26 protein-coding genes are annotated in these 23,569 nt (G+C 72.1%); 14 read left to right on the plus strand and 12 right to left on the minus strand.

Translation table 11 applies throughout. The annotated features are described in order from the left end of the window. Nucleotides 1-82: 82 nt before the first annotated feature. Nucleotides 83-958 (plus strand): outer membrane protein, encoded by an 876-nt coding sequence (locus AC1MGR_RS16165; RefSeq protein WP_480232244.1) that lies wholly within the window; start codon nt 83-85, stop codon nt 956-958. Nucleotides 959-1,107: 149 nt separating this feature from the next. On the opposite strand, the gene AC1MGR_RS16170 is transcribed toward AC1MGR_RS16165, so the two are convergent. From AC1MGR_RS16170 to AC1MGR_RS16210, 9 genes are all read right to left on the minus strand, one after another. Further along, nucleotides 1,108-1,881: a DUF1223 domain-containing protein gene (locus AC1MGR_RS16170; protein ID WP_480232245.1), complete on the minus strand. Its 774-nt coding sequence runs from the start codon at nt 1,879-1,881 to the stop codon at nt 1,108-1,110. Between the two features lie 4 nt (nt 1,882-1,885). Continuing rightward, entirely contained in the window at nt 1,886-2,923 is a 1,038-nt protein-coding gene (locus tag AC1MGR_RS16175; RefSeq protein WP_480232246.1) for a lipid A biosynthesis lauroyl acyltransferase, read from the minus strand. Between the two features lie 92 nt (nt 2,924-3,015). Continuing rightward, nucleotides 3,016-4,038, minus strand: a complete 1,023-nt coding sequence (locus tag AC1MGR_RS16180) for a zinc-binding dehydrogenase (protein WP_480232247.1) — start codon at nt 4,036-4,038, stop codon at nt 3,016-3,018. Nucleotides 4,039-4,147: 109 nt separating this feature from the next. Beyond that, nucleotides 4,148-4,426 (minus strand): SH3 domain-containing protein, encoded by a 279-nt coding sequence (locus tag AC1MGR_RS16185; protein WP_108038938.1) that lies wholly within the window; start codon nt 4,424-4,426, stop codon nt 4,148-4,150. A gap of 13 nt (nt 4,427-4,439) precedes the next feature. Further along, nucleotides 4,440-5,219: an SDR family NAD(P)-dependent oxidoreductase gene (locus tag AC1MGR_RS16190; RefSeq protein WP_480232248.1), complete on the minus strand. Its 780-nt coding sequence runs from the start codon at nt 5,217-5,219 to the stop codon at nt 4,440-4,442. Continuing rightward, entirely contained in the window at nt 5,216-6,514 is a 1,299-nt protein-coding gene (locus AC1MGR_RS16195; RefSeq protein ID WP_480232249.1) for a beta-ketoacyl-ACP synthase, read from the minus strand. The genes AC1MGR_RS16190 and AC1MGR_RS16195 overlap by 4 nt, the downstream gene beginning before the upstream one ends. Nucleotides 6,515-6,568: 54 nt before the next feature. Further along, nucleotides 6,569-7,708, minus strand: coding sequence for a beta-ketoacyl-ACP synthase (locus AC1MGR_RS16200; RefSeq protein ID WP_480232250.1), 1,140 nt, complete (start codon nt 7,706-7,708; stop codon nt 6,569-6,571). 53 nt (nt 7,709-7,761) lie between these two features. Continuing rightward, nucleotides 7,762-8,232 (minus strand): 3-hydroxyacyl-ACP dehydratase FabZ family protein, encoded by a 471-nt coding sequence (locus AC1MGR_RS16205; protein WP_056220162.1) that lies wholly within the window; start codon nt 8,230-8,232, stop codon nt 7,762-7,764. A 75-nt stretch (nt 8,233-8,307) separates the two neighbouring features. Further along, nucleotides 8,308-8,610, minus strand: coding sequence for an acyl carrier protein (locus AC1MGR_RS16210; protein ID WP_055949487.1), 303 nt, complete (start codon nt 8,608-8,610; stop codon nt 8,308-8,310). Between the two features lie 298 nt (nt 8,611-8,908). Here AC1MGR_RS16210 and AC1MGR_RS16215 point away from each other — a divergent pair, with 298 nt between their 5' ends. Further along, nucleotides 8,909-10,111, plus strand: a complete 1,203-nt coding sequence (locus AC1MGR_RS16215) for an AI-2E family transporter (protein WP_480232251.1) — start codon at nt 8,909-8,911, stop codon at nt 10,109-10,111. An 18-nt stretch (nt 10,112-10,129) separates the two neighbouring features. On the opposite strand, the gene AC1MGR_RS16220 is transcribed toward AC1MGR_RS16215, so the two are convergent. Further along, nucleotides 10,130-10,567 (minus strand): hypothetical protein, encoded by a 438-nt coding sequence (locus tag AC1MGR_RS16220; protein WP_480232252.1) that lies wholly within the window; start codon nt 10,565-10,567, stop codon nt 10,130-10,132. A 219-nt stretch (nt 10,568-10,786) separates the two neighbouring features. Here AC1MGR_RS16220 and AC1MGR_RS16225 point away from each other — a divergent pair, with 219 nt between their 5' ends. Genes AC1MGR_RS16225 through AC1MGR_RS16255 form a run of 7 tightly spaced genes read left to right on the plus strand, consistent with a single transcriptional unit; the run spans nt 10,787 to nt 17,239 of the window. Beyond that, nucleotides 10,787-11,461 carry a cytochrome b/b6 domain-containing protein gene (locus AC1MGR_RS16225; protein WP_283207426.1) on the plus strand — a complete coding sequence of 225 codons (675 nt, stop codon included), beginning with the start codon at nt 10,787-10,789 and terminating at the stop codon, nt 11,459-11,461. Next, a complete protein-coding gene (locus tag AC1MGR_RS16230) occupies nt 11,458-12,231 on the plus strand; it encodes a molybdopterin-dependent oxidoreductase (protein WP_238230180.1) in 774 nt (257 codons plus the stop codon). Before AC1MGR_RS16225 ends, AC1MGR_RS16230 begins: the two co-directional genes overlap by 4 nt. Further along, the gene (locus AC1MGR_RS16235) at nt 12,228-12,995 is read left to right on the plus strand and encodes a TIGR04282 family arsenosugar biosynthesis glycosyltransferase (RefSeq protein ID WP_480232253.1); all 768 of its coding nucleotides are present in this window, start codon (nt 12,228-12,230) and stop codon (nt 12,993-12,995) included. The genes AC1MGR_RS16230 and AC1MGR_RS16235 overlap by 4 nt, the downstream gene beginning before the upstream one ends. After that, nucleotides 12,992-14,335, plus strand: a complete 1,344-nt coding sequence (locus AC1MGR_RS16240) for an MptA/MptB family glycosyltransferase (protein ID WP_480232254.1) — start codon at nt 12,992-12,994, stop codon at nt 14,333-14,335. Before AC1MGR_RS16235 ends, AC1MGR_RS16240 begins: the two co-directional genes overlap by 4 nt. Next, nucleotides 14,335-15,390, plus strand: a complete 1,056-nt coding sequence (locus AC1MGR_RS16245; RefSeq protein ID WP_108038960.1) for a radical SAM protein — start codon at nt 14,335-14,337, stop codon at nt 15,388-15,390. The genes AC1MGR_RS16240 and AC1MGR_RS16245 overlap by 1 nt, the downstream gene beginning before the upstream one ends. Further along, nucleotides 15,378-16,091, plus strand: coding sequence for a glycosyltransferase family 2 protein (locus AC1MGR_RS16250; RefSeq protein ID WP_238230176.1), 714 nt, complete (start codon nt 15,378-15,380; stop codon nt 16,089-16,091). Before AC1MGR_RS16245 ends, AC1MGR_RS16250 begins: the two co-directional genes overlap by 13 nt. Next, nucleotides 16,088-17,239, plus strand: coding sequence for an aminotransferase class I/II-fold pyridoxal phosphate-dependent enzyme (locus tag AC1MGR_RS16255; protein WP_480232255.1), 1,152 nt, complete (start codon nt 16,088-16,090; stop codon nt 17,237-17,239). Before AC1MGR_RS16250 ends, AC1MGR_RS16255 begins: the two co-directional genes overlap by 4 nt. A 28-nt stretch (nt 17,240-17,267) precedes the next feature. Here the strand turns inward: AC1MGR_RS16255 and AC1MGR_RS16260 are convergent, their stop codons facing one another. Both AC1MGR_RS16260 and AC1MGR_RS16265 read right to left on the minus strand, forming a co-directional pair. After that, the gene (locus AC1MGR_RS16260; protein ID WP_108038967.1) at nt 17,268-18,209 is read right to left on the minus strand and encodes a LysR family transcriptional regulator; all 942 of its coding nucleotides are present in this window, start codon (nt 18,207-18,209) and stop codon (nt 17,268-17,270) included. Nucleotides 18,210-18,386: 177 nt separating this feature from the next. Next, the gene (locus AC1MGR_RS16265) at nt 18,387-18,656 is read right to left on the minus strand and encodes a hypothetical protein (RefSeq protein WP_480232256.1); all 270 of its coding nucleotides are present in this window, start codon (nt 18,654-18,656) and stop codon (nt 18,387-18,389) included. 598 nt (nt 18,657-19,254) lie between these two features. Here AC1MGR_RS16265 and AC1MGR_RS16270 point away from each other — a divergent pair. From AC1MGR_RS16270 to AC1MGR_RS16290, 5 genes are all read left to right on the plus strand, one after another. Continuing rightward, the gene (locus AC1MGR_RS16270; protein ID WP_480232257.1) at nt 19,255-20,544 is read left to right on the plus strand and encodes a glycosyltransferase; all 1,290 of its coding nucleotides are present in this window, start codon (nt 19,255-19,257) and stop codon (nt 20,542-20,544) included. Continuing rightward, entirely contained in the window at nt 20,541-20,744 is a 204-nt protein-coding gene (locus tag AC1MGR_RS16275) for a hypothetical protein (RefSeq protein WP_480232258.1), read from the plus strand. Before AC1MGR_RS16270 ends, AC1MGR_RS16275 begins: the two co-directional genes overlap by 4 nt. A gap of 62 nt (nt 20,745-20,806) precedes the next feature. Continuing rightward, nucleotides 20,807-21,013 (plus strand): ferredoxin, encoded by a 207-nt coding sequence (locus tag AC1MGR_RS16280; protein ID WP_108039011.1) that lies wholly within the window; start codon nt 20,807-20,809, stop codon nt 21,011-21,013. After that, the gene (locus tag AC1MGR_RS16285; RefSeq protein WP_480232259.1) at nt 21,010-22,329 is read left to right on the plus strand and encodes an NAD(P)/FAD-dependent oxidoreductase; all 1,320 of its coding nucleotides are present in this window, start codon (nt 21,010-21,012) and stop codon (nt 22,327-22,329) included. The genes AC1MGR_RS16280 and AC1MGR_RS16285 overlap by 4 nt, the downstream gene beginning before the upstream one ends. Next, nucleotides 22,322-23,569 (plus strand): cytochrome P450, encoded by a 1,248-nt coding sequence (locus AC1MGR_RS16290; RefSeq protein ID WP_480232260.1) that lies wholly within the window; start codon nt 22,322-22,324, stop codon nt 23,567-23,569. The genes AC1MGR_RS16285 and AC1MGR_RS16290 overlap by 8 nt, the downstream gene beginning before the upstream one ends.

The raw sequence follows: 23,569 nt of genomic DNA on the forward strand, positions 1-23,569 counted from the left end.
CGCCCGGGGTGTCCGGCACCGGTCTGCGGGTTGGAACCGTCGTTCGGGTTCGCCATCTCCCCAGGGAGACAACGAGGATCTCATGACCAAGCCCCTTCTCCTGGCCGGCCCGATGGCTGTCCTGCTCGCCGGCGCGGCCTCCGCCGCCGACCTTCCGCGCCGCGTCGCGCCGCCGGTCTTCACCACGGTTCCGGTCTTCAGCTGGACCGGCTTCTATGCGGGTCTCAACGCCGGCTACGGCTTCGATGCCAACAGCAGCAGCGGTGCCACCGTGATCGGCACGACGGCCGCCTCGGGCGTCATCGCCAACGGCGCCGATCCGGGCCTCGTGGCCTTCAGCAACCGCAACGCCAACAACGGCTTCACCGGGGGCGGCCAAATCGGCTACAACTACCAGTTCACGCCGGGCTCCGGCGTGGTGGTCGGCGTCGAGGCGGATGCGCAGTATCTCGGCTTCGGCACCAACCGCAACACGGCGTCCTTCGTCGGCACGCCCAACGCGGACCTGACCTTCGTCAATCCGAACGGCCTGTCGAACCTCGATTATTTCGGCACCGTGCGCGGCCGACTCGGCTACGCCTTCGATCGGACCCTGGTCTACGGCACCGGCGGCTTCGCCTATGGCGGCGGGGGCGGCTCCAGCTTCGGCCTGCCCAACAGCAGCAGCGACACGTTCCGCACGGGCTGGGCCGCGGGCGGCGGCATCGAGTACGCCCTGCCCACCGACTCGTTCCTGAACTTCTTCAAGTCTTCCGCCGTGACCGTGAAGGTCGAGGGCCTCTACGTCAGCCTCGACCGCAACAGCACCAACGGCGTGTTCGCCTATTCGAACTCGACGGGCGCCCAGTACAGCGTTTCCGGCACGGGTTATGCAGCTACGACCGGCTATGCCAGCCGACGCTCCGACGAGTTCGCCGTCGTCCGCGCCGGCCTGAACTACAAGTTCGGGACGTACTGAGCCGTCGCCGGACCCGCTTTTGGCCTGAGCCTCCCCAGCCCGATCAGACTGGCCGCTCGGTCAAACGGTGCCCCGGGAGCGATCCCGGGGCGCCGCCAGAAGCCTGGCACGCGTCAGAAGCCCGGTGCCTTTTAGAAGCCCGGTGCCTTTTAGAAGCCCGGTGCCTTGGCGGCGCCGAGGATGCGGGTGGGACGGCCCTCGTTGCCGCCCTGGAGCACGACGACGTAGGAATCGGCATCGGCGACCTGGGCGGCGTGGCGGGGCACCTCGAAGTGGGCCGCATGGCCCGTCCAGGGGCCGATGCGATGCATCCCGCGCACGACGTTGATGTAGTCGAACACCTGTCCCTTGTTCTCGCCGCCGCCGATGGCGATGCGCCGTCGGCGCATCACCGGCAGCAGCCAGAGTTCGGCCTTGGCGTCCGGCCCCGTGCTCGCGCCGACATCGACGCAGATCCGATCGCCCTCCTCCCAGCTCCGGACCGGCACCTGGATCGGGCTGGTCGCCCGGGCCCGGCGCAGGGCCCGTTCCAGGGAGTTGCGATCCGAGCGGATCATCGAGGGCTCGCCGTTGACGATGGCCTGGGGCGTGAAGACCTGGCGCTCGCCGCGCAGGGAGGCGTAGGCCCGCTGCCGCGCCGTGAAGGCGGGCTGGGCATAGGCATCCTTCCAGCCGAGATAGTCCCAGTAGGTGATCGGGAAGGTCAGGGCGATCACGCCGGGCTCCCGGGAGAACTCCCCGAGCACCCGCGAGGCCGGCTGGCAGGAGGCGCAGCCCTGGCTCGTGTAGAGCTCGATCACCACCGGGGTGCGCTCGCCCGCCCGGACCTGGGTCGCACCGGCCAACAGGGCGCCGGCGGCGACCAGGAGGGCGAGGCGCAGGCCGACGGTTCGGCGCGGAAGGGACGGGGCGGCGCGACTCATGGGGTTAGGATACCGTCGCCCGATCATTCCCCGTCATCACGGTCGCTCGATCCTCCGGCGCGCCGGCCGGGGCCGCCGTGCTCGGAGCCGGGGCCGGCGCGGGCTTGGGCTTCGGCAGCATCGCGGGACGCCAGCGCCGGTGCATCCAGAGCCACTGGCCGGGATTCTCCCGGATCCAGCCCTCGATCACCCGGGTCATCGCCTGCATCGCTCCCCGCACGTCGATGGCGCCGGAGGCGTCCCGCGGCAGGTCGAGGGGTGGGGTGAGCTCGAGGTGGAAGCGCGTGCCGTCGCGGCGGACCACCCGGGCGCCGTGGACGGGACATTCGTAGTGGCGGGCAAGCTTGCCCAGGAGCGGATTGACCAGCACCGGCTTGCCGAAGAACTCCACCACGACGCCCCGGGTGAAATGCTGGTCGATGAGCTGGCCGAGATGGCCGCCGCGCTCCACCACGCCCTGCATGGCGAAGACCGCGCCCTGCCCGGCCGCCGCCAGGCCGCCCATGGTCTGGCGCCTGACCTCCTGGACGAGGCGCGCGGAGGCCGCGTCGTTGGGCGGGCGGAAGATCGCGGTGGCGTCGAGGCCGAACTGGGCCGCGCAGATCGCCGGCAATTCCCAGTTCGCCAGGTGGGCGGAGAAGATCAGGCCCGGTTTCCCGTCGTCGCGCAGGTCGGCGAAATGGGTCTCGCCCGCCACCGTGATCCGGCCGCTGGCCGAGAGATCCGCCGGGTCGAGATCGAACAGCGTGTGGAGATGGGCGTATTCCGCGCCCGTCCGGCCGAGATTGTCCCAGGCTTCGAGGGCGAGGGCACGGATCGCGGCCTCGTCCCGCTCGGGGAAGGCCGCGCGCAGGTTGGCCGTCGCGATGCGGTGCGCCGGCAGGAAGGGACCGATCGTCCGGGTGATCCAGCCGCCGACCCGGCTTGCCCGCTCGGCGCCGAGGAGGCGCGCCAGCCAGAACAGCCCCCGGATCAGGGGAATCATGGCGAGGCCGGCCAGCCGCGGCAGGTTACGCTTCAGGACGAGGGCAAGGCGAAGCAAAACGAATCCCGTGACGCGGGGCGTTCCGGCGACGACCCTGGCCCCTGGCATAATTCATTTTAGCCCGGGAGGGCACCCGCATGCGCTGCAACTCAGAGCGTCACGAGAATCTTGCCGAACACCTTCCGGGATTCCAGGCGCTCCAGCCCCTGCGCGAAATCGGCCAACGGTAGAACCGTGTCCACCACGGGAGTGATGCCTTGGGCCATCTTGGCCATGGCGTCGCGGATATTGGCCATCGAGCAGCCGAACGAGCCGGTGATGCGGTACTGTTGTTGGAACAGCTGCATCAGGTTCATGCTGGTCGAGACGCCCGAGGTGGAGCCGCAGGTGACGAGCCGTCCCCCGCGCTTGAGGCAGAGGAGCGAGCCGTTCCAGGTGTCGGGGCCGACATGCTCGAAGACCACGTCGACGCCCTTGCGCTTGGTCAGGCGGCGGACCTCGCCCTCGAAGCGCTCCTCGCGGTAGTTGATGACGTGGTCGGCCCCGAGCGCCTTGGCCTTCTCGCCCTTGGCGTCGTCGCCCACCGTGGTGAAGACCGTGCAGCCGATGGCCTTGGCCATCTTGATCGCCGCCGTGCCAATGCCCGACCCGCCGGCATGGACGAGAATGCTCTCGCCCGGCTCCAGGCGGGCATTGTCGAACAGCATGTGCTGCACGGTGCCGAAGGCCACGGGGGCGCAGGCCGCATCGGTGAAGCTGACGCCGTCCGGCATCCTGATGACGAGGCGCGCCGGCATCGTCACCCGCTCGCGGGCGAACCCGTCGATGTGGAAGCCCATCACGCCGGAGACGTCCTCGCAGAGGTTGTCGCGGCCGTCCCGACAGGCCTTGCACCGGCCGCAGGTCTGGGCGCCGTACATCGCCACCCGGTCGCCCGCGGCCAGGCCCGTGACGCCCTTCCCGACGCAGACGATCTCGCCCGAGGCCTCGGCCCCGACCGCCAGGGGCAGCTTGCGCTTGGCGAAGGCCATGCCGCGGAAGCCCCAGACGTCGATGAAGTTCAGGCCCACCGCGCGCACGCGGATCTGGACCTCGCCGGGGCCGGGGGCCGCGGGCTCCGCGACATCCTCGAGGCGCAGGTCGCGGTCACCGTGGAGCTGGAGGGATTGCATGGGGTTCGCTTCCGTTCGCGGGGCGCCGCGGATGCCCCCGCGGGGACTGGGCGTTCATGCGCCCCTCGCTAGCCTCCGCGGGACCAGGCATCAACCCGCCGGGCCGGCCTCACTCCGGCGACAGGTAGCGCCGTCGGGCCCAGCCGAGGATCGGGCCGGCCTTGACCCGGCACCAGGTCAGCCCGCTCGGGGTGTCGGCGGTGCAGCCGAAGCCGCGCAGGCGGGCGCCCGGCGGGGCCTGGCCGAGGGCGGGGGCGGCGGCATCCGGTGTCTCGCGGATGCTCAGGGTCTCGCCGCGCGGGAGGCCGTCGACCCGGAACGCGTCGGCCGCGGCGGCGGGACCGGCGGCGAGGAGCAGGAGGACCAGCGCGGCGGGGATCGGGGACATGCTCGGTTCGGCCTCAGGAACGATGGACGCCCATCATCGCGGTGAGGCCGCCGTCGACGGGCAGCACCGCGCCGGTGATGTAGGCGGCGCCCTCGCCCATCAGGAAGGCCGCGAGGGCGGCGACGTCCTCCGGCCGGGCGAAGCGGCCGGCCGGGATCTGGCGCTCCATGGTGGCGCGATAGGCGGCGTAGGGGGCCATCATCCCGGTATCGATGAAACCCGGCGCGATCACGTTGACGGTGACGCCGCGCTTGGCCGACTCGACCGCCAGGGTGCGGCAATAGGCGATGAGGGCGCCCTTGGTGGCGGCGTAGGCGGCGTTGCCCGGGTTGGCCCGGAGGGCCGCCACCGAGCCGATGGCGACGATCCGTCCCGCCCGCGCGCGGATCATGCCCCGGACCAGGGATTTCGCCAGGCGCGTGAGCGACCAGAAGTTCACCTGCATGGCCGCCTCGGCCCGGTCCTGGTCCAGCATCGCCGCCAGGGCGTCGTAGGACTGGCCCGCATTGTGGACGAAGCCGTGGAAGCCGTCGCCGGCCTCGATGTCCGCGCAGAACGCCTCCACGGCGGCGCGGTCGGCGAGGTCGAGGGCCCGCGCGGTCACCGTGCGGCCGGGATGAGACGCGGAGAGTTCCGCCACCAGACCCTCGGCGGCCTCGGCGGAGGAGCGGTAGGTGAAGGCGACGTCGTGGCCGGCGGCGACCAGGGCCCGCACGATGGCGGCGCCGAGGCCGGAGGCGCCCCCTGTGACGAGGACGCGGCGGCCGGGCCCGGGGCTCGGCTCCGTCGTCATGCCGGCTCGTCCGCCAGCACGAGGCAGGTGTTCTGGCCGCCGAAGCCGAACGAGTTCGACAGCACCCGGCGCACCGGCACGTCCCGGGCCTCGGCCACGATGTCGAGGGGGATGGCGGGGTCGGGCACCGCGTAGTTGATGGTCGGGGGGATCCGGCCATGCGCGATGGTCAGGAGCGAGATCACCGCCTCCACTGCGCCCGCGGCCGTGAGGGTGTGTCCGATCATCGACTTGTTGGACGAGACCGGTAGGGTGCGGATGCGGTCGCCGAACACGGCGGCGCAGCTCATCGCCTCCATCTTGTCGTTCTCAGGCGTCGAGGTGCCGTGGGCGTTCACGGTGTCGATGGCGTCGGGGAGCGTGTCGGCATCCTCGAGGGCCGCGCGGATCGCCGCGATGCCGGGGGCACCGTCGGGGCTCGAACGGGTGCGGTGGAAGCCGTCGCCCTTCTCGCCGCAGCCGAGGACGTAGCCGAGGATCGTCGCCCCGCGGGCCCGCGCCGCCTCGGCGTCCTCCAGCACCAGGGCGCCCGCGCCCTCGCCCATGACGAAGCCGTCGCGGTTCTTCGAGAAGGGCTTCGAGGCGGCCTCGGGCGGGTCGTTCTGGGTGGAGAGGGCCGAGAGCAGCGAGAACCGGATCAGGGATTCCGGGTTCACCGAGCCGTCGGTGCCGATGCAGAGGGCGGCCGTGACCTCGCCGCGCCGGATCGCCTCGACGCCGAGCTGGATCGCGGTGGCGCCGGACGAGCAGGCGGTGGAGAGGGAGATCGGCGAGCCCTTGGTGCCGAACCGGTCGGCGATGTGGTCGGCCACCGTGCCGAAGATGAAGAGGTCGTGCCAGGGATCGAAGCGGCGGCTCGCGGCGGCGCGCTGCAGGTCCGCGTAGGTGATCGGGCCGGTCTGGCCGGAGGCCTCGGCCAGGGCCTGGCGCTGCGGCCACTCGATCTCCACCGGGGGGACGGCGATGAACAGGGCGCCGGGGAAGTCCCCGGGCCGGCCGATCCCGGACTGCGCGATCGCCTCGTCGGCGGCGGCTTCCGCGAAGCGCTGCGACAGGGCCGGCGCCACCAGGGGGTCGGTGTCGAGGAAGTCGACGGTGCCGGCGATGCGGGTGCGCAGGCCTTCCGTGGGGAAGCGCCGGATGGCGTGGATGCCGGACCGGCCGGAGGTCAGCGCGGCCCAGTTGTCGGCCTGCCCCTGGCCGAGGGAGGTGACGATGCCGAGGCCGGTGACCGCCACCAGCGGCCGGCCCTTCGCGTCCCGAACCCTGGTGTCACTGAGAGGTTGGTTCGTCATGGCGCCGTCTTACACTCTATTTCGCCACGGCCGGAGTCCGGGATCGCCCCGGGGTCAGGCCGCCGTTACGCGGATCACGCCCTCGCCGCGGCGATGGCCCACCACCGTGACGGCGACCTCGCGCAGGCCCTTCTCGGCGACCAGGCCTGCGGCCAGGGCCGCGCCGAAGGGCGCCACCGTCTCGAGGGTGTGGCCGGTGAGGTCGCCCAGAGCCGTCACGGCCACGCCCGGCGCGAGGCGCGCCAGGGCCGCGCCCTCCTCGGCCGTGACCGGGGCGACGCCGGTGGCCCCGGCGAGGACGATCTCGGGCGCCGCGATCCCTGCCGCTGCCCAGAGGGCCGCGAGGCTGGCCTCGGTGCTGCCCGGGGCGCGCGTCGTGCGGTCGCTCGCCACCGGGCCGAGGCGCGCCAGCGCCCGGGCCCCGCGGGCGGCGGCATGCTCGGCCGCCTCCAGCACCAGGAAGGCGGCGGCACTGCCGAGGATGAAGCCCGCCTCGTCCGCCGGGGTCCGGTCGAAGACGGGGCGGAAGTCGCGGGCGCGCAGGAAGCCGCCCATCTCGTGGATAACCATGACGTCCGGCCGCTCGGCGCTGTAGGAGCCGCCCACCAGCATGCAGTCCACCTGCCCCGAGGCGATCCGGGCCTGGGCGATGCGCAGGGCGTCGGTGCCGGCGGCCTCCTCGCCCATGAAGGTGCGGGACGCCCCCGTGACCCCATGGACGATGCCGATATTGCCGGCGAGCAGGTTCGAGAGCTGGGCCAGGAACAGGGTCGGGCGCAGGTCGTTCTGCAGGTGCTCGTTGAGGTAGGCGCCCGGATCGGCGGCCTCGCGCAGGCCCGTGAGGATGGCGCCGTCCACCGCGGTGTCGCGCTCGCCGCCGCCGGCCGAGACCACGAGGTGCATCCGGCCCTTCAGGTCGGCATCCCCCTTCACCCCGGCGGCATCCAGGGCGAGGCCGGCGGCGTAGACGCCCAGGCGCTGCCAGGGCTCCATCTGGCGCTGGTCGGACTTCTTCGGGATCTGGCCGTCGAGGGCGAGGGGCGCCACCGGGTGCACCGTGTAGGGCGCGAAGGCCTCGGTGTCGGTGCGCGCCGGCGCGCCCGCGTCGAGGGCCGCGAGATGCGCCGCGATGCCCTCGCCCGCGCAGGAGACGAGGCCGATGCCGGTGACGACGACGTCGCGCGAACTGCTCATCTCACCTCGTCGCTCATCTCTGGACGCTCATGCGTATCTGCTCGCCCGCCCGCTCACGCGGGCTCGCCCGCGAGATCGAACAGGCCGATCTTGCGGGCCCGCGCGCGCATCGGCCCGTCGAGGCCGGCCGGGAACGGCATGGTTCGGAAGCGCAATTCGGCATTGGCCAGGGGCTTGCCGTCGTGCTGGATCGCCGCCTTCGTCACCGCGTAGCCCGAGCCGTCATGCTCGAGGCTGGCCTCGATCTGCAGTTCGGCGCCCGGGCCGACGAAGGACCGGAAGCGCGCCTTGTCAACGCCCATCAGGAACGGCATCTGCCGAAAACCCAGATGGGCGAGCACGAGGTAGCCCGAGGCCTGGGCCATGGTCTCGGTGAGCAGCACGCCCGGCACCAGCGGGTGGTCGGGGAAGTGCCCCTCGAAGACCGGACTCTCCATCGGCACGCGGGCCAGGGCCTCGATGCGGCCGGCCTCGCGGTCGAAGCGGGTCACGGCGTCGATCATCTCGAAATATTCGAGGCGCATGGCGTCCTGGGTCCCGGGCGGGCGGGGTCGAAGGGGCGGCGTCGGTCGCCCGGGGGCTGCCCGGGCGGTCCGGCTTCAGGCCTTGGCGGCTTTCTCGGCGACGAGGGCGTCGATGCGGGCGCAGAGGTTCTTCAGGACGAAGTACTCCTCGGCCGGCACCTTGCCCTCGTTGACCTCCTGGGTCCAACGCTCGAGGGGGAGCTTGATGCCGAAGGCCTTGTCGACCGCGAAGGCGATGTCGAGGAAGGCGAGCGAATCGATTCCGAGATCGTCGATGGCGTGGCTCTCGGGGGTGATCGTGTCCCGCGGGATGTCGGCGGTGTCGGCGATGATGTCCGCGACGCGGTCGAAGGTGGCGGTATGGGTCTGGTCGGACATGCGTTCTCGCCGTGTGACTGGGTATCCCGCCGGATTCGGCCCGTGCCGATCGGGGGCCGGAGCGATCCGGCGCATGATGCCCGGTGCCCCCGGTCGCGCAGCATGCCCCGTGGGCCGGCGCTGCCGCCGCCCTGGACAGTGAAGGCGGTCCCTTACACGAGGGGGTCCAGAGGGGCAACCGTGGCCATCACGGCGTCGCGATCCGGCCGGGGCCTCCATTCCGATCCCGCGGCGATGGACTAGATGGGCTGGCAGGACGTGGCCGCCGCGGCCGCTCCGCACGAGGTCGAACAACACGATGGTCCAGCTTCCCTCCGTGACGCCGGCCGGCACGCCGCCGGCGGGCGCGCCCGACCCGCGCCTGCTTCCCGATCATCCGCCGCGTGCGGGGGCGCACCCGCTCTCCGGCTCGGCGCAGAGCCTCGCGCGCCTCGCCCTGGTCCTCGCCCTGGCGGGCCTTGGGATCTGGGTCCTGCACCACTTCATCCCGGCCCTGGTCTGGGCGGTGATCCTGGCGATCGCCCTCGGCCCCCTCTACGCCCGCGCCGAGCGGCGCTGGCCGCCGGGCCGGCACAACCTGCTGCTGCCGCTCCTGTTCACCGCGGCGGTGGCCCTGGTGTTCCTGATCCCCCTGGTGGTGCTCGGCGTGCAGGCAGCGCGGGAGGCGCACGACGTGGTCGCCTGGGCCCGCTCCTTCGAGAAATCCGGCATCCCCGTGCCGGACTTCCTCGGCCACCTGCCCTTCGGCGCGGCGCAGGCGCAGGCCTGGTGGGCGGAGAACCTCAGCCACCCGGCCGCCGGCTCGGAGCTCCTGCACCGCTTCGACAATTCCTCTGTGATCGGGGTGACCCGCAGCCTCGGGGCGCAGATCGTCCGCCGCGTGGTGCTGTTCGGCTTCACCCTGGTGGCGCTGTTCTTCCTGTTCCGCGACGGCCGCGCGGTCGCCGCGCAGGTGCTGGCCGCCAGCGCCAAGTTGTTCGGTCCCCGCGGCGAGCGGGTGGCGCGGCAGATGGTGGCCTCGGTCCACGGCACCGTGGACGGCCTCGTGCTGGTCGGCCTCGGCGAGGGCGTACTCCTGGGCATCGTCTACTACTTCGCCGGCGTGCCGCATCCGGTGCTCCTGGGCGCCCTCACGGCGGTGGCGGCGATGATCCCGTTCGGGGCGCCCCTGGTCTTCGGCATCGCGGCGGCGATCCTGCTCGCCAACGGCGCGGTGGTGCCGGCGGTGGTCGTGGTGGCGGCGGGCTTCGTGGTCACCTTCGTGGCCGACCACTTCGTGCGCCCGGCCCTGATCGGCGGCACCACCCGCCTGCCCTTCCTCTGGGTGCTGCTCGGCATTCTCGGCGGCGTCGAGACCTTCGGCCTCCTCGGGCTGTTCCTCGGCCCGGCGGTCATGGCGGCGCTGATCCTGCTCTGGCGCGACTTCACCCAGGGCAAGGCGGTGGAGGGGCCCCGGGCTCACGATGTCCCTCGCCCCGTCCTGCAAGCGGACGGCCCGTGAGCCGTCCGGACGGCCTGACTAATGAAACGGCTTCGTCAGCCCGACGCGGATGCTCGCGTCGGGGGCGAGGGCGCGCAGGTCGGCGTCATTCACGGTCGGGAATTCGCGCAGCTGCTCCGGCGTGAAGTCCAGCACGGCGACATGCTCGCCGAGAAGCGCGACGGCTTCGACGGGCACCGCGATCAGCCGCGTGCCGAAACCAAGAAAGCCTCCGGACCGGATGAGGATGTCGATCCCGCCGCGCGGGTTCCGGTCGATGGCCGCCACGCGGCCGAGCACGTGCTGGGCCGGAACCGGCTCTAGCACCTGACGGCCGACGAGGTCGCCGACCCGGACCGGCTGCGGGTAGCGGCGGGCGGCCTTCTCCGCGAGCGTCGACGTGGCGACGGCCGTTTCGGAGACAGCGGCGGTCGAGACCAGCGCAGCCAGGGTGATCACGGACAGGCGAAGGGCCATGGGGATGCTCCGTCGGCGCGCGGCCCGCGAGGGCAGGCCCCGAGGGGCCGGTCTCGGCGCGGAAAGGGTTTCATGATCGGCGAGGTCGGCTCGTCTTGGCAAGACATGACCGTGACCTGTCGACGATACTATTTGTGCATCCTCGCGATTACAAAATGTCATCAATCTTCTTTTAGGTCACATGGTAACGAACCTCGTTTTCGCGACGAAAAGGGGGTTATGACGGTGACTATCTCCCAATCCTTCGCGTCCGACGGACCGCGGCTGCACCCCTGGCCGGTGCGGATCATGCACTGGATCAACGCGGTCGCGATGATCGTGATGATCGGTTCGGGCTGGGGCATCTACAACGACTCGGTGATCTTCGGGTCGCTGTACTTTCCGCAGCCGGTCCGCCTGGGCAGTTGGGCGGCCGAGAGCCTGCTCTGGCATTTCGCCGGGATGTGGGTGCTGGCGCTGAACGGCCTCGCCTACCTGGTCTACGGCTTCGTCACGGGACGGTTTCGCGAGCGGCTCCTCCCGATCCGAATCGCCGACGTGATCCGGACCGTGCGCGAGACGCTGCGCTTCCAGATCTCGCACGACGATCTCACCGTCTACAACGCGGTCCAGAAGATCCTCTACCTCGTCGTGATGGTCGCCGGGGTGATGCAGGTCATCACCGGTCTGGCGGTGTGGAAACCGGTCCAGTTCTCCTGGCTCGTCGACCTGTTCGGCACCTTCCAGGGCGCCCGCCTGGCGCATTTCCTCGGCATGGCCGTCATCGTCTGCTTCCTGCTCGTGCACGTCACGCTGGCCCTCCTCGTGCCCCGGACCCTCTGGGCGATGCTCAGCGGCGGTCCGCGCCTCGCCCCGCCTCGCCTCCGAAACCCCCACGCTGGAGAGCCGCGATGAGGTCCCTATTCCGTCCCGGATCGCGCCCGGACCCCCACATCCTCGACGACCATCGCCCGGAAATCCGCTCCCTGGAGCGGCGCGGTCTCCTGCGGGGCGGCCTCTCGCTCGGGGCGCTGACCATGCTGACGGGCTGCGACGTCGGCGAATCCAGCGCCGTCGGCAAGGCCCTGCGGGCGGTCTCGTCCCTCAACGACGGCGTCCAGGCCGCCCTGTTCGATCCGAACAGGCTCGCGCCCGAATACCCCGAGAGCCGGGTGCTCAAGCCGCCGCGCTTCAACGCCTACTATCCGATCGAGGAGATCCGTCCGGTGGACGGTGAGGCCTGGCGCCTCGAGGTCGCGGGCCTCGTGGAGAACAAGCGGTCCTGGACGCGGCAGGATCTCGCGGCCCTGCCGGAGAAGGAGATCATCATCCGGCACATCTGCGTCGAGGGCTGGGACTATATCGGCCAATGGTCGGGCGTGCCCTTGCGGACCTTCCTCGAGCGGATCGGCGCCGACCTGAAGGCCCGGTACGTGTCCTTCAAGACCGCCGACGACTATCCGAGCAGCATCGACATGGCGACCGCGCTGCACCCGCAGACGCTGCTGGCGACCCGGTACGCCCGCGAGACCCTGCCCGATCCGTTCGGCTACCCCCTGCGGCTGCGCACCGCGACGAAGCTCGGCTTCAAGAATCCGAAATGGATCACCGCGATCGAAGTCGGCAACGTCTATCAGGCCGGCTACTGGGAGAGCCGTGGCTTCAACTGGTTCAGCGGCCTGTGAGCGCCGCCGAGCCCCGCGCGGCGGGCGGCCCGCGCCCTCCGACCTGCGCCATCGGCATCATGGCGAAGGCCCCGCAGGCCGGCCGCTCCAAGACCCGCCTGTGCCCGCCGCTGACACCGGACGAGGCCGCCGCGCTCAGCGCCGCCTTCCTCCGGGACACCGCCGCCAACATCGCGGACGCGGCCCGATCCGCGCCGATCACCGCCTACGCGGCCTATGCGCCGCACGGATCGGAGGCCCGGGTCGCCGCCCATGTGGGGGCGCGGACCGGGCTCGTCCTGGCCGACGGCACGCCGCCGATGCCGGCGCGCGTCCAGGGCTTCGGCCGCTGCCTGCTCCACGCGATCCGGGGCATGCTGGAGCGCGGCCATGCGGCGGCCTGCGTGCTCAGTTCCGACAGCCCGACCCTGCCGACCCGCCGGCTGATCGAGGCGGCCGAGCAGCTTCTCGCCCCGGGCGACCGGGCCGTGCTCGGCGCGTCGGACGACGGCGGATACTACCTCCTCGGCCTGAAGGCCGCGCATGCCGAGATGTTCGCGGATATCGCCTGGAGCACCGGCTCGGTCGCGGCGGCGACCCGGGCGCGGGCGCGCGCGATCGGACTCCCGTTGGTCGAGCTCGATCCCTGGTACGATGTCGACGACGCCCCGTCCCTGTCCGTGCTGATCGCCGAGACCGGCGGCTACCCCGCACCGGTCACGCGGGCGCTGCTCGGCAGGCTCGAACGGACCGGGCGCCTCGCCGCCCGTCTGGCCCCCGCATGAACGCGCCGCTGGCACGCCTGACCGGGCTCGGCCTCCTGCTCGCCCTGCTCATGCTCGGTGCGCTGATGCTGCACGTGCCCGGCGCCGACACCGTCGGCTCGCCGGAGCGGGCCAACGTCTTCGTCGGGATCCTGGCCCTCGGCGTCGGAGTCTACCTCCTCGCCGTCCGGCTCGTGCTGCGGACCGCCCTGCCGCCCTGCGCCTTCTGGATCATCGTCGGCCTTGCGCTCGTCATGCGCGCGGCGCTGCTGCCCGCGCTGCCGTTCCTGTCGAGCGACATCTACCGCTATGTCTGGGATGGGCAGGTCCAGGCCGCCGGCATCAATCCCTACCGCTACCTGCCCGTCGATCCGGCCCTCGCGCACCTGCGCGACCCGGCGGTGTTCCCCTGGATCAACCGCGCGACCTACGCGCTGACGATCTACCCCCCGGCGGCCCAGGCCGTGTTCGCCCTCGTGGGCATGCTCACGCCGACGGTGTTCGGCATGAAGCTCGCCATGGTCGGCTTCGAGGCCCTGGCCCTGCTCTGTCTCCTGGGCCTGCTGTCGCTGGCGCGGCTCCCGCGCGAACGGGTCCTGCTCTACGCCTGGAACCCCCTCGCGCTCTGGTCCTTCGCCTGCGACGGCCATGTCGACGCCATCGCCATCGGCCTGCTCGCCATCGCGCTCCTGTGCCGGGCGCGGGCGCGGGAAGGCCTCGCCGGGGCGATGCTGGCGGCGGCCGTTCTGGTGAAGTTCCTGCCGGTGGCGGCCGCGCCCGCCTTCCTGCGCGGCGGCCGGTTCTGGAGGCCGGTGCTGGCCGGCCTCGCCGTCATCGCCCTTCTCTACGCCCCCTATCTCTCGGTGGGTTCCGGGGTCCTCGGCTTCCTGTCCGCCTACGGCGACGAGGAGGGCTATCGCTCCGGCCGGGGGGTCTGGCTGCTGGCCGGGCTGTCCCATCTCGTGCCCCTGCCGGACGGAGCGGGACGGATCTACCTGATTGGCGCCGCCATCCTGCTCGGGGCGCTGGCCTTCCGCATCGCCCGCGGGCCGGCGTTGTGGGGACCGGCCGCGACCATCGCCCTGTGCCGGGACACCGCGATCCTCATCGCGTGCACCACCGCCGCGGCGAACCCGCATTACGCCTGGTACTACGCCTGGCTTGCCCTCCCGGCGGTCGTCGCGCCGATCCCGGCGGTGGTCTGGCTCTCGGCCGCGCCGGTCCTGTTCTACGTCGACCCCTTCGACGAGCGGTTCTTCTGGCCCGGCCTCGTCTTCGGGCCCGCGATCGCCCTCGCGCTCCGCGACCTGCTCAGGGCCCGCACCGTCACCCCGATCCCAAGCCCGGAAGGACAGCGTTGATGTCAGCCTCCGCCGCGATCAAGGACCCGCGCCGCTACTTCGAGGAGGTCGGGCGGGAACGCTCCGGTGACGCGGAGACCCCGCCGGTCTGCCTTTATCTGGAGGTGACGAACCGCTGCAATCTCCTCTGCGAGACCTGCCCGCGGACCTTCGAGGCGCTCGAGCCCCCGGCCGACATGAGCTGGGAGCTGTTCACCCGCATCGTCGACCAGGTGCCGAACGTCGCCCGCGTGGTCCTGCACGGGGTCGGCGAGCCGATGCTGGTCGCGGACCTGCCGCGGATGATCCGCTACCTCAAGGACCGGGGGACCTACGTGCTGTTCAATACGAACGGCACCCTGCTGCAGCCGAAACGCTTCCAGGCGCTCATCGATACGGGCCTCGACGAGTTGCGCGTCTCCCTCGACGCCGCGGACCGGACGTCCTACGCGAAGGTGCGCGGCAAGGACTTCTTCGACCGCATCGTGCGCGACGTCGGCAAGTTCGTCGCCTTCCAGAAACAGGTCGGCGCCGCGACGCCCGCCGTCTCGCTCTGGCTGACCGGCATGCGGGAGACGGTGGCGCAGCTCCCCGCCTTCGTCCGCCTGGCCGCCGCGATGGGCGTCACCGACGTCCATCTCCAGCGCCTCGTGTTCGACGAGGTCGGGTACGGCATGGCCCGCGCCGACCTCTCGCTCTTCGAATCGACCCAGGGCGAGGAGCTCGCGGCGATCGCGGCGGCCCAGGCCATCGGGCGGGACCTCGGCGTCAATCTCGACGCCTCCGGCGCCACCGAGCCCGGCCTGAGCCTGAAGCGCACGAGCGAGGACCAGCCCTGGGCGACCTGCCGGAGACCCTGGTCGCTGATGTACTTCACCGCGCACGGCCGGGCCCTGCCCTGCTGCATCGCTCCCTTCTCCGTGCGCGGCTACAGCAACTACACCCTGGGCGACGCCACCCAGCAGAGCCTGCGCGAGATCTGGAACAGCCCGGCCTACCGCGACTTCCGCACCGCGCTCCTCTCGAACGCGCCGCCGGCGCCCTGCCAGAATTGCGGGATGCGATGGAGCCTGTGAGCGTCGTCATTCCCACGCTGAACGAAGCCGGCTCGATCGGCAGGGTCATCCGCGAGATCCCCGCCGCCTATGCCGGCGACGTGATCGTCGCCGACAGCGGCAGCCGGGACGGCACCGCCCGCATCGCCCGCGAAGCGGGGGCGCGGGTCATCGACGGCGGGCACGGCTACGGCCGGGCCTGCGCCCGCGGCGCGGAGGCCGCCGACCCGGCGCACCGCGTCATCGTCTTCATGGACGGCGACGGGGCGGATCGCGGCGACCTGATCGCGCGGATCGCCGACCCGGTGCTGCGCGGCGAGCAGGATTTCGTCCTCGCCTCCCGCACCCGCGGAGACCGCGAGCCCGGCGCCATGCTCTGGCACCAAGTCCTGGCCGGCCGGCTGGCGGGCTTCGGCATCGGCGCGCTCTACGGGGCCCGCTACAGCGACATGTGCGCGTTCCGGGCCATCGACCGGGCCGCCTTGCAGGGTCTGGCGCTGCGGGAGATGACCTACGGCTGGAACATCGAGATGCAGATGCAGGCGGCTCGGGCCGGCCTGCGCATCGACGAGGTCCCTCTGCCCTATCGCTGCCGGACGGCCGGCGCGTCCAAGGTCGCGGGCTCGTTCAGGGGAACGCTTCGAGCCGGAACGAAGATCGTCACGACCTTCCTGCGGGTGGCGGCGACCGCCGCGCCGGCCCATCCGGCACCGCGCCCGTGACGGAGCCCTTCGCCCTCGCGGCCTATCTGAGCCGCTGGATCCCGGCGGTCCGGCACGACCTCGCCGCCTCGGATTCCGAGACGACGACCCTCTCCGACCTCCTCGACCTCGCGGGGCAGGACGATCGCGCGCGCTGGCAGGGCCTCGGCTTCGGCTACCTCGACCCGCGCGGAGCGGATTGGCTGCGGGGTGCCGTGGCGGCCCGCCACCGGCGGCTGACGGCCGACGACGTGCTCTGCTGCGCCGGGGCGCAGGAGGCCCTGGCCGCGGTGGTCGCGGCACTGTTGACGCCGCGGGACCATGCGGTGGTCGTGCTCCCGATCTACCAGCCCTCCGAGGAGGCCGTCACCGCCCTCTGCGGCGCCACCGGGGTGGCCCTCCGGGAGACCGAGGGCTGGCGCCTGGACGTCGGCGAGGTCGAGGCCGCGCTCACGCCCCGGACCCGGCTCGTCCTGATGAACATGCCGAACAGCCCCACCGGCGCGACCCTGGACGCGACGACGATGGGCGACCTCGTCGCGCTCTGCCGCCGGCGCGGCCTCTGGCTCGTCTGCGACGAGGTCTACCGGCATACCCTGAATCTCGCCCCCAATCTCGCCCCGGACCGCGCGCAGGGAACGGCCGCGGTCGCCGACCTCTACGAGCGCGGCATCTCCATCGACGGCCTGTCGAAGGGGTTCGGCCTCGCGGGCCTCCGCGTCGGTTGGATCGCCTGTCGCGACCGGCGGCTCCTGGAGGCCGCCCTCAATGCCAAGAACAGGATGTCGAGCTGCCTGTGCGCGGCGAGCGAGGTGCTGGCCCATGTGGCCCTCTGTGCCGAGGCGCGCATCCTCGCCCGCAGCCGGGCGGTGGGTGCGCGAAGCCGCGCGCGCCTCGACGCCCTGATCGCCCGGCATCCGGAGACCTTAGGGGCGGACGCCTGGCACAACCTGGCCTTCGCCTTCCCGCGCTATCTCGGGCCCGAGGGCGCCGACGGCTTCGCCCGGGATCTGGCCCGCCGGGCCGGGATCCTCGTCCTGCCGGCGAGCCTGTGGCGCTCGCGCCTGGGGCGGGTCCCGACGGATCGCCTGCGGATCGGGCTAGGGCGTGCGGGGGCTGTTCCGGCCCTCGATGCGCTGGACCGGCACCTCTGTGTCCCGGTGCCGTAGCGCGCCGGCGCCGCCTCTCCGGCCCTTGTCAGACGCGCGCCCATTCGCCCGCGCCCGGCCGGGCCGGCTCCGTCCGGTCGTGGGACTCGCCGTCGTTCGTCCAGGCATAGGCATCCAGCGCCGCGAGCAGGGCCGCCATCGGCGGCGAGGGATGCCGCTGGGCGATCGTCACGATGCAGACCTCGCGCGCGACCTCGGGGTCGACGACACGGACCTGCACGAGGCCCGGGACCGTCGCCGAGAACGACGGCAGGAAGCAGACGCCCATGCCGGCCGCCACCATGCTCTGGATCCAGTCCTCGCGCTCGCTGCGGTGCGCGCGCCGGATGGTGACGCCGCGCTCTGCCAGCATCTGCGCGAGGCGATCCCGGTACTCGCAATGGATGCGCTGGAGGTAGATCTCGCCCTCGAGGTCCTCCAGCGTGATCGCCGTACGGGCGGCGAAGGCGTGGGTCGGTCCACACGCGAGGATGAAGGGCTCCTGGTAGAGCACGCTCGCGTGGAGCGGCGGCTCGAACCCCTCCGGGTCCGAGATCACGGCGACGTCGAGGTCGCCGCTACGCAGGAGTTCCTTGAGCTCCGAGGACATGCCCTCGATCAGCGTCAGTTCGATGCCGGGATGCGAGACGCGGAATTCGTTGAGGAAGCCGGTGAACCGGACCGGTCCGACGGTGCACATCACCCCGAGCCGGATCGGCGCCCCCTTCAGGCGCAGGAAGCTCTCCGCCGTGCGCTTGGCCTCGCCCGCCTGGACCATCATCGCGCGCAGGCTCGGCTCGAGCAGACGGCCGAGATCCGTGAGGTGGATGTTGCCGCGCTCGCGGGACACCAGCATCCCGCCGAGTTCGTCCTCGAGCTTGCGGATCGCCCGCGTCAAGGCGGGTTGCGTGACGTGGCAGGCGTCCGCGGCCTTCGTGAAGTTGCGCGTCTCGCCGACCGCGAGGAAGTAGCGGATTTCGTGAAGTTCCATGGTCCTGACCTTCCTTGATCGCGCTGTGATCGCGGCTTGATCGCGCCTGGATCGCGCCGGCTCCGGCGGAGCTTCGCGCGGGAGCGCTGGAGGACGTGGGCCGAGACCGCAAATCCTGCGGCCCGAGCGGTCGTGAGGCAAAGGCGGGATGGATGGCTCCGTCGTCCGGAACCGATCTCAGCAACCCGTGCAGACGGCCCCTCGCAAGAGCCGGCCGAGGTGCCCGTCGGCTGCCGCCCGGACCGGGCCGGGCACCCCAGGGTTGGCCGGACCGATGCCGGGGACCTTCGTCGCGTTCCCGGCGGTCATGGGACGGAGCAGGGCCGAGGCCGCGGGAAGCGGCGAAGGCGCGGGCTGTTTCGCGGAGGCCGTACCGACGACCAGGACGAAGGCCGTCGCATGGGTCAGGGCGGCGGTGAGAAGCGCGGTGCGACGCAGGGGGGGCATGGCATATCTCCTGGGTGGATGCCGGGAGTTCGCGACCGCGGCGCCCGCGTTACGTCACGCCCGCAAAGGCCGTGCGGCGTCGCACCGTCGGCCCCTCCGGCGGTCGACGATCCGGACATCCGCGATCGAGGATATCAAGGATCCGCGATGTCGCCGATCCAATATAAAGAGCCCCTATGACGACAATGCCGAAACGGCATGAGCGCCGGAACTGCGCGACGCCTAGGCTGGCGACCGTATGATGCCGTGGACGGGGATCGGGACAATTTCGGAGGTCTTGTGAAAATCTTGCGGAAATTTTGAACGCGGAGCGCTGTCGTTGCACCCTGCCGGCAGCGCCAGGCCTGCCCGAGGCCGGTCCTCGGACGGGCGACCCGGAGGGCCGACGGCGATGGCTCGGGTCGTCGGCGTGCCCTTCGACGGCCGGTGCCGGTCGCATGCGTGCATCCGCCGGGCCCGCCTTTGTGAAGCGGCCGCGTGGCCGCGTCCGGGCAGGGGCCGGTGCGCAGGCGCACGCAGGCCGCGGGACCCGCGTAACCCATCGCGGTCCGGTCGCGAGATCCCAGCATCGCAACCCGCGCAGCGAGGAGTTTTCACCATGAAGGTGCTGATCGCAGCCACGGCCCTGACCGGGCATATCAACCCCCTCCTCGCCGTCGGCCGTCGGCTCGCGGCGCGGGGCGACGACGTCGTCATGATGACCGCCGAGCGGTTCCGGACGAAGATCGAGGCGTCCGGCCTCCGGTTCGCGCCGTACGACGACGGCGACGCGGCCGAGTACCGGGCGACGGACCTGCCGGCCGGTCCGGAGCGCTATCGGATCGAGTTCGCCCGGCGCTTCATCGATCCCATCCCCCTCCAGACCGGGGTCCTGCGGACGCTGATCGCCGCGGAGGAACCCGACGTGATCGTCGCCGGGAGCATGATGCTCGGGGTGCTGCCCCTGCTGCTCGGGTCCGGCCCGCGTCCCCCCATCGTCACCCTGAACGTCAGCTTCCTGTTCCTCGACCGGCCGGACCTGGCCCCCGTCGGACTCGGCCTCCCGCCGGCGCGGACGGAGGCCGAGCGCGCCCACTATGCCCTCCTGAAGGCCGGCATGGACACGGCCTTCGTCGATCCCGTCCGCGCCGCGACGGACACGCAGCTGGCCCGGCTGGGCGTCCCAGCCCTGCCGGCCTCGCTCCCGCACGCCATCGCCGTCCTGCCGGACCTGTTCCTCCAGCCGACCGTTCCGGCCTTCGAGTATGATTTCGGACGCCTGCCGCGCAATCTTCGCTTCGTCGGTCTCCTGCCGGCGCAGAAGTCCGACGCGGCGCTGCCCGCGTGGTGGCAGGCGCGCGATCCGGCCAAGCCCGTCGTGCTGGTCACGCAGGGGACGCTGGCCAATGCGGATTTCGGTGAACTGATCGAGCCGACCCTCGCCGCCCTGGCCGACCGCGACGACCTTCTCGTCGTCGTCACGACCGGTGGCCGCCCGGTCGAAGCCCTGACGGCGCCGCTGCCCGGCAACGCGCGCGTGGCCTCGTTCCTGCCGTTCGACGCTCTCCTTCCGCAGGTCAGCCTCCTCGTCACCAACGGCGGCTATGGCAGCGTCTCGCAGGCCCTGGCGGTGGGCGTCCCCATCGTCGCCGCGGGGCTCACCGAGGACAAGGCCGAGGTCGGTGCGCGCATCGCCTGGGCCGGAGCCGGTCTCAACCTGGCGACGAACGCCCCGACGTCCGACGCCCTTCGCGCGGCGATCGACACGGTTCTCGGGAGCCCCCGCTTCCGGAGCCGTGCCGCGGCCCTGGCGCGCGACTTCCAGGCGCTGGATTCGGGCCGGGCGATCCTCGATGCCATCGACCAGGCCGCCGGGGCGCACGCCGTCGTCGAGGAGGCCGTCGCATGAGCGCGCTCACGCTCCCCGGCGGAGTCCGGCGTGGATGTCGGTCCGCACCGGATCGTCGCCCGGCGCCGCGCGACGCGCTGCGATTGGTCGGCTTCATGGCCACCCTGGTGCTGGTCGGCACCACCGGCCTGCCCTGGACGTCCGTCGCCCGCCTGATTCCGCAGGCGGACGATCACGTCGATCCCTTCATCGGCATCTGACGACCCGCGAGGCACGACCCATGACGCATGTCGCCGATCCGATCCCGGACCCGCCCGTCCCCTTGCGGGTCGTGGTCGACCTCAACCGCTGCCAGGGTTACGCCCAGTGCTGCTACGCGGCACCCGGTGCCTTCGCGGTGCGGGGCCACGAGATCCTGTTCTACGATCCCGCGCCGCCGCGTGCGCGTCGGGGCGAGATCGAGCGGGCCGTCCAGGCCTGTCCGGTCCGTGCCATCAGCCTGCAGGTCGAGCCCGGAGACGCATCGTGACGGCCGGGGACACGGCCGGCATCGTCGTCGTCGGCGCTTCGCTGGCCGGCCTCCGGGGCGCGGAGGCCTTGCGCCGCAACGGCTATGCCGGGCGTCTCACGATCGTAGGCGACGAACCGCATCGGCCCTATGACCGGCCGCCCCTGTCGAAGCACGTCCTGTCCGGCGAACTGGCACCGGACGCGACCGGGCTGCCGGAACTCGTCGCCCACGACGCGCGCTGGCGCCTGGGCCACGCGGCGACCGCCCTCGACCGGGAGGCGCGCGCGATCACCCTCGCGGACGGGACGCGGCTCGCCTACGAGCGCCTGCTCATCGCCACCGGGGCGCAGGCGCGGCCCTGGCCGGCGGCTTCCGGGGGGCGCCTGCAGAACGTCTTCACCCTGCGCAGCCGGGACGATGCCGCCCGCCTGCGGACCGCACTGGCCGGCGCCCCGCGGCGCGTCCTCATCGTCGGCGCCGGCCTGATCGGCTGCGAGGCGGCGTCCTGCTGCCGCGATCTCGGACTGCCGGTCACCGTGGTCGATCCCAACCCGACGCCGCTCGCCCGTTCCCTCGGCACCTGGGTCGGCGGCGTGCTCGTGGATTGCCTGAGGGATGCCGGCGTCACCTTCCAGGCCGGCGCACAGGTGCTTCGCTTCGAGGGCGACGCGTCGGGCCGGGTCGTCCGCGCGCAGCTCGCGGACGGGCGCGCCGTCGAGGCCGACCTCGTGATCGTGGCCCTCGGTGCGACGCGTGCCACGGACTGGCTGGCGGATGCGGGCCTGATGGCGGATTCGCGCGGCGTGACCTGCGACGGCGCCTGTCGCGTCCTGCGCGCCGACGGCACGCCCTGCCCCGACATCTACGCCGCCGGGGACGTCGCGCGCTGGCCGAACGCGCTCTGCGGCGACCGCCTGATGTCGGTGGAGCATTGGGGCAACGCCGTCGCCCAATCCGCACAGGCCGCGCGCAACATGCTGGCGGCGGCGGAGGACCAGCAGACCTATCGGCATCTGCCGGCCTTCTGGTCGAGCCAGTTCGGGATCAACATCAAAGCGGTGGGCGCGAACGCCGGCGCCGACGCGGTCGCGATCGTGCAGGGCACGCGCGCCTCGCGGCGCTTCCTGGCCGTCTACGGACGCGCCGGGCGCAGCATCGGTGCCGTGTCGTTCGACCAGGCACGCTGGCTCCCCGCCTACGCCGAGGCGGTCGCGGAGGGCCGGGCGTTTCCGCCGATCGAGGAGGCGACCGACCAGGGGACGTTCCTCGCCCATGCGCCGGGCTTTCCGCCCGCGCGTGCCACCTTCCACCCGATCGGGGTTCGCCATGGCTGAGGATACCTTGTTCCAGGCGGTGCTCGACCCGGCCAACCGGGCCGACCCCTATCCGCTCTACGCGCGCCTCCGCGAAAGCCCGGTGGCGATCCAGCGCGACGGCAGCGCCGTGGTGAGCACGCATGCGGCGATCCGGAGCCTGATCTTCGATCCCCGCCTCAGCTCGGAGGACCTGCCGCCGTCCCACCGCCCCCGCACCGGCAACCCTCTCAAGGATTGGCTCCTCAACCCCCTCAAGGACCGGATCGCCACCGCGCACCGCCCGCTGATCTTCCGCGATCCGCCCGATCACGACACCCTCCGCCATGCCGTGATGCGCGAATTCTCGGTGGCGCGGGTGCGGGCGCTGCGGCAGCGCGTCGTACGGGACGTGGATGCCCTCATCGACGCCTGCCGGGGGCGGGACGAGGTCTGCCTCGTGGAGGACCTGTCCTACCCGCTCCCGGTCTCGGTGATCTGCGACATGCTCGGCGTGCCGGAGGCGGACGAGCCGCAGTTCCAAGCGTGGGCGACGCAGCTCGCCACCGCCCTGGAGCCCGATGCCCGGCACGACGAGGCCAGCCGGCACCGGACGGTCGCGGCCTTCGACGCGATCTCCGGCTACATGCGGGCCCTGATCCGCGAGAAGCGGCGGCGCCCCACGGCCGACCTGCTCAGCGCCCTCGCGGTGCCGAGCCCCTCCGGCAAGCCGGCGATGGGTGATTTCGACCTGATCTCGACGGCGATCCTGTTGCTGGTGGCGGGGCACGAGACCACGGTGAACCTGATCACCAACGGCATGTTGACCCTGCTGCGCCATCCCCGGGAGCTGGAGCGCCTGCGCGCCGATCCCGAGCGGGCGCCGCGCGTGATCGAGGAGCTGCTCCGCTACGAGCCGCCCGTGCATTTCCGGACCCGGAAGGCCCTCGGGGCCATCGAGATCGCGGGGCGCACCATCCCCAAGGGGGCGCCGGTCATCCTGCTCTTCGCCGCCGCCAACCGTGACCCGGCCCGCTTCCGGGAGCCGGACCGCTTCGATCCGGACCGCGAGGACAACCAGCATTTCGGCTTCGGCGGCGGGCTGCACTACTGCATGGGCGCCCCGCTCGCACGGATCGAGGCCGAGATCGCCCTGGTGGCCCTCAGCCGCCGTCTGGTCGCGCCCCGTCTGATGGCGGATCCCCCGCCCTACCGGCCGGGGGCGTCCCTGCGCGGTCCCGAGAGGCTCGGCATCCGGATTTCGGGCCTCGCGCCGGGGTGA

It is taken from the genome of Methylobacterium sp. BI1 (genome assembly GCF_056680125.1).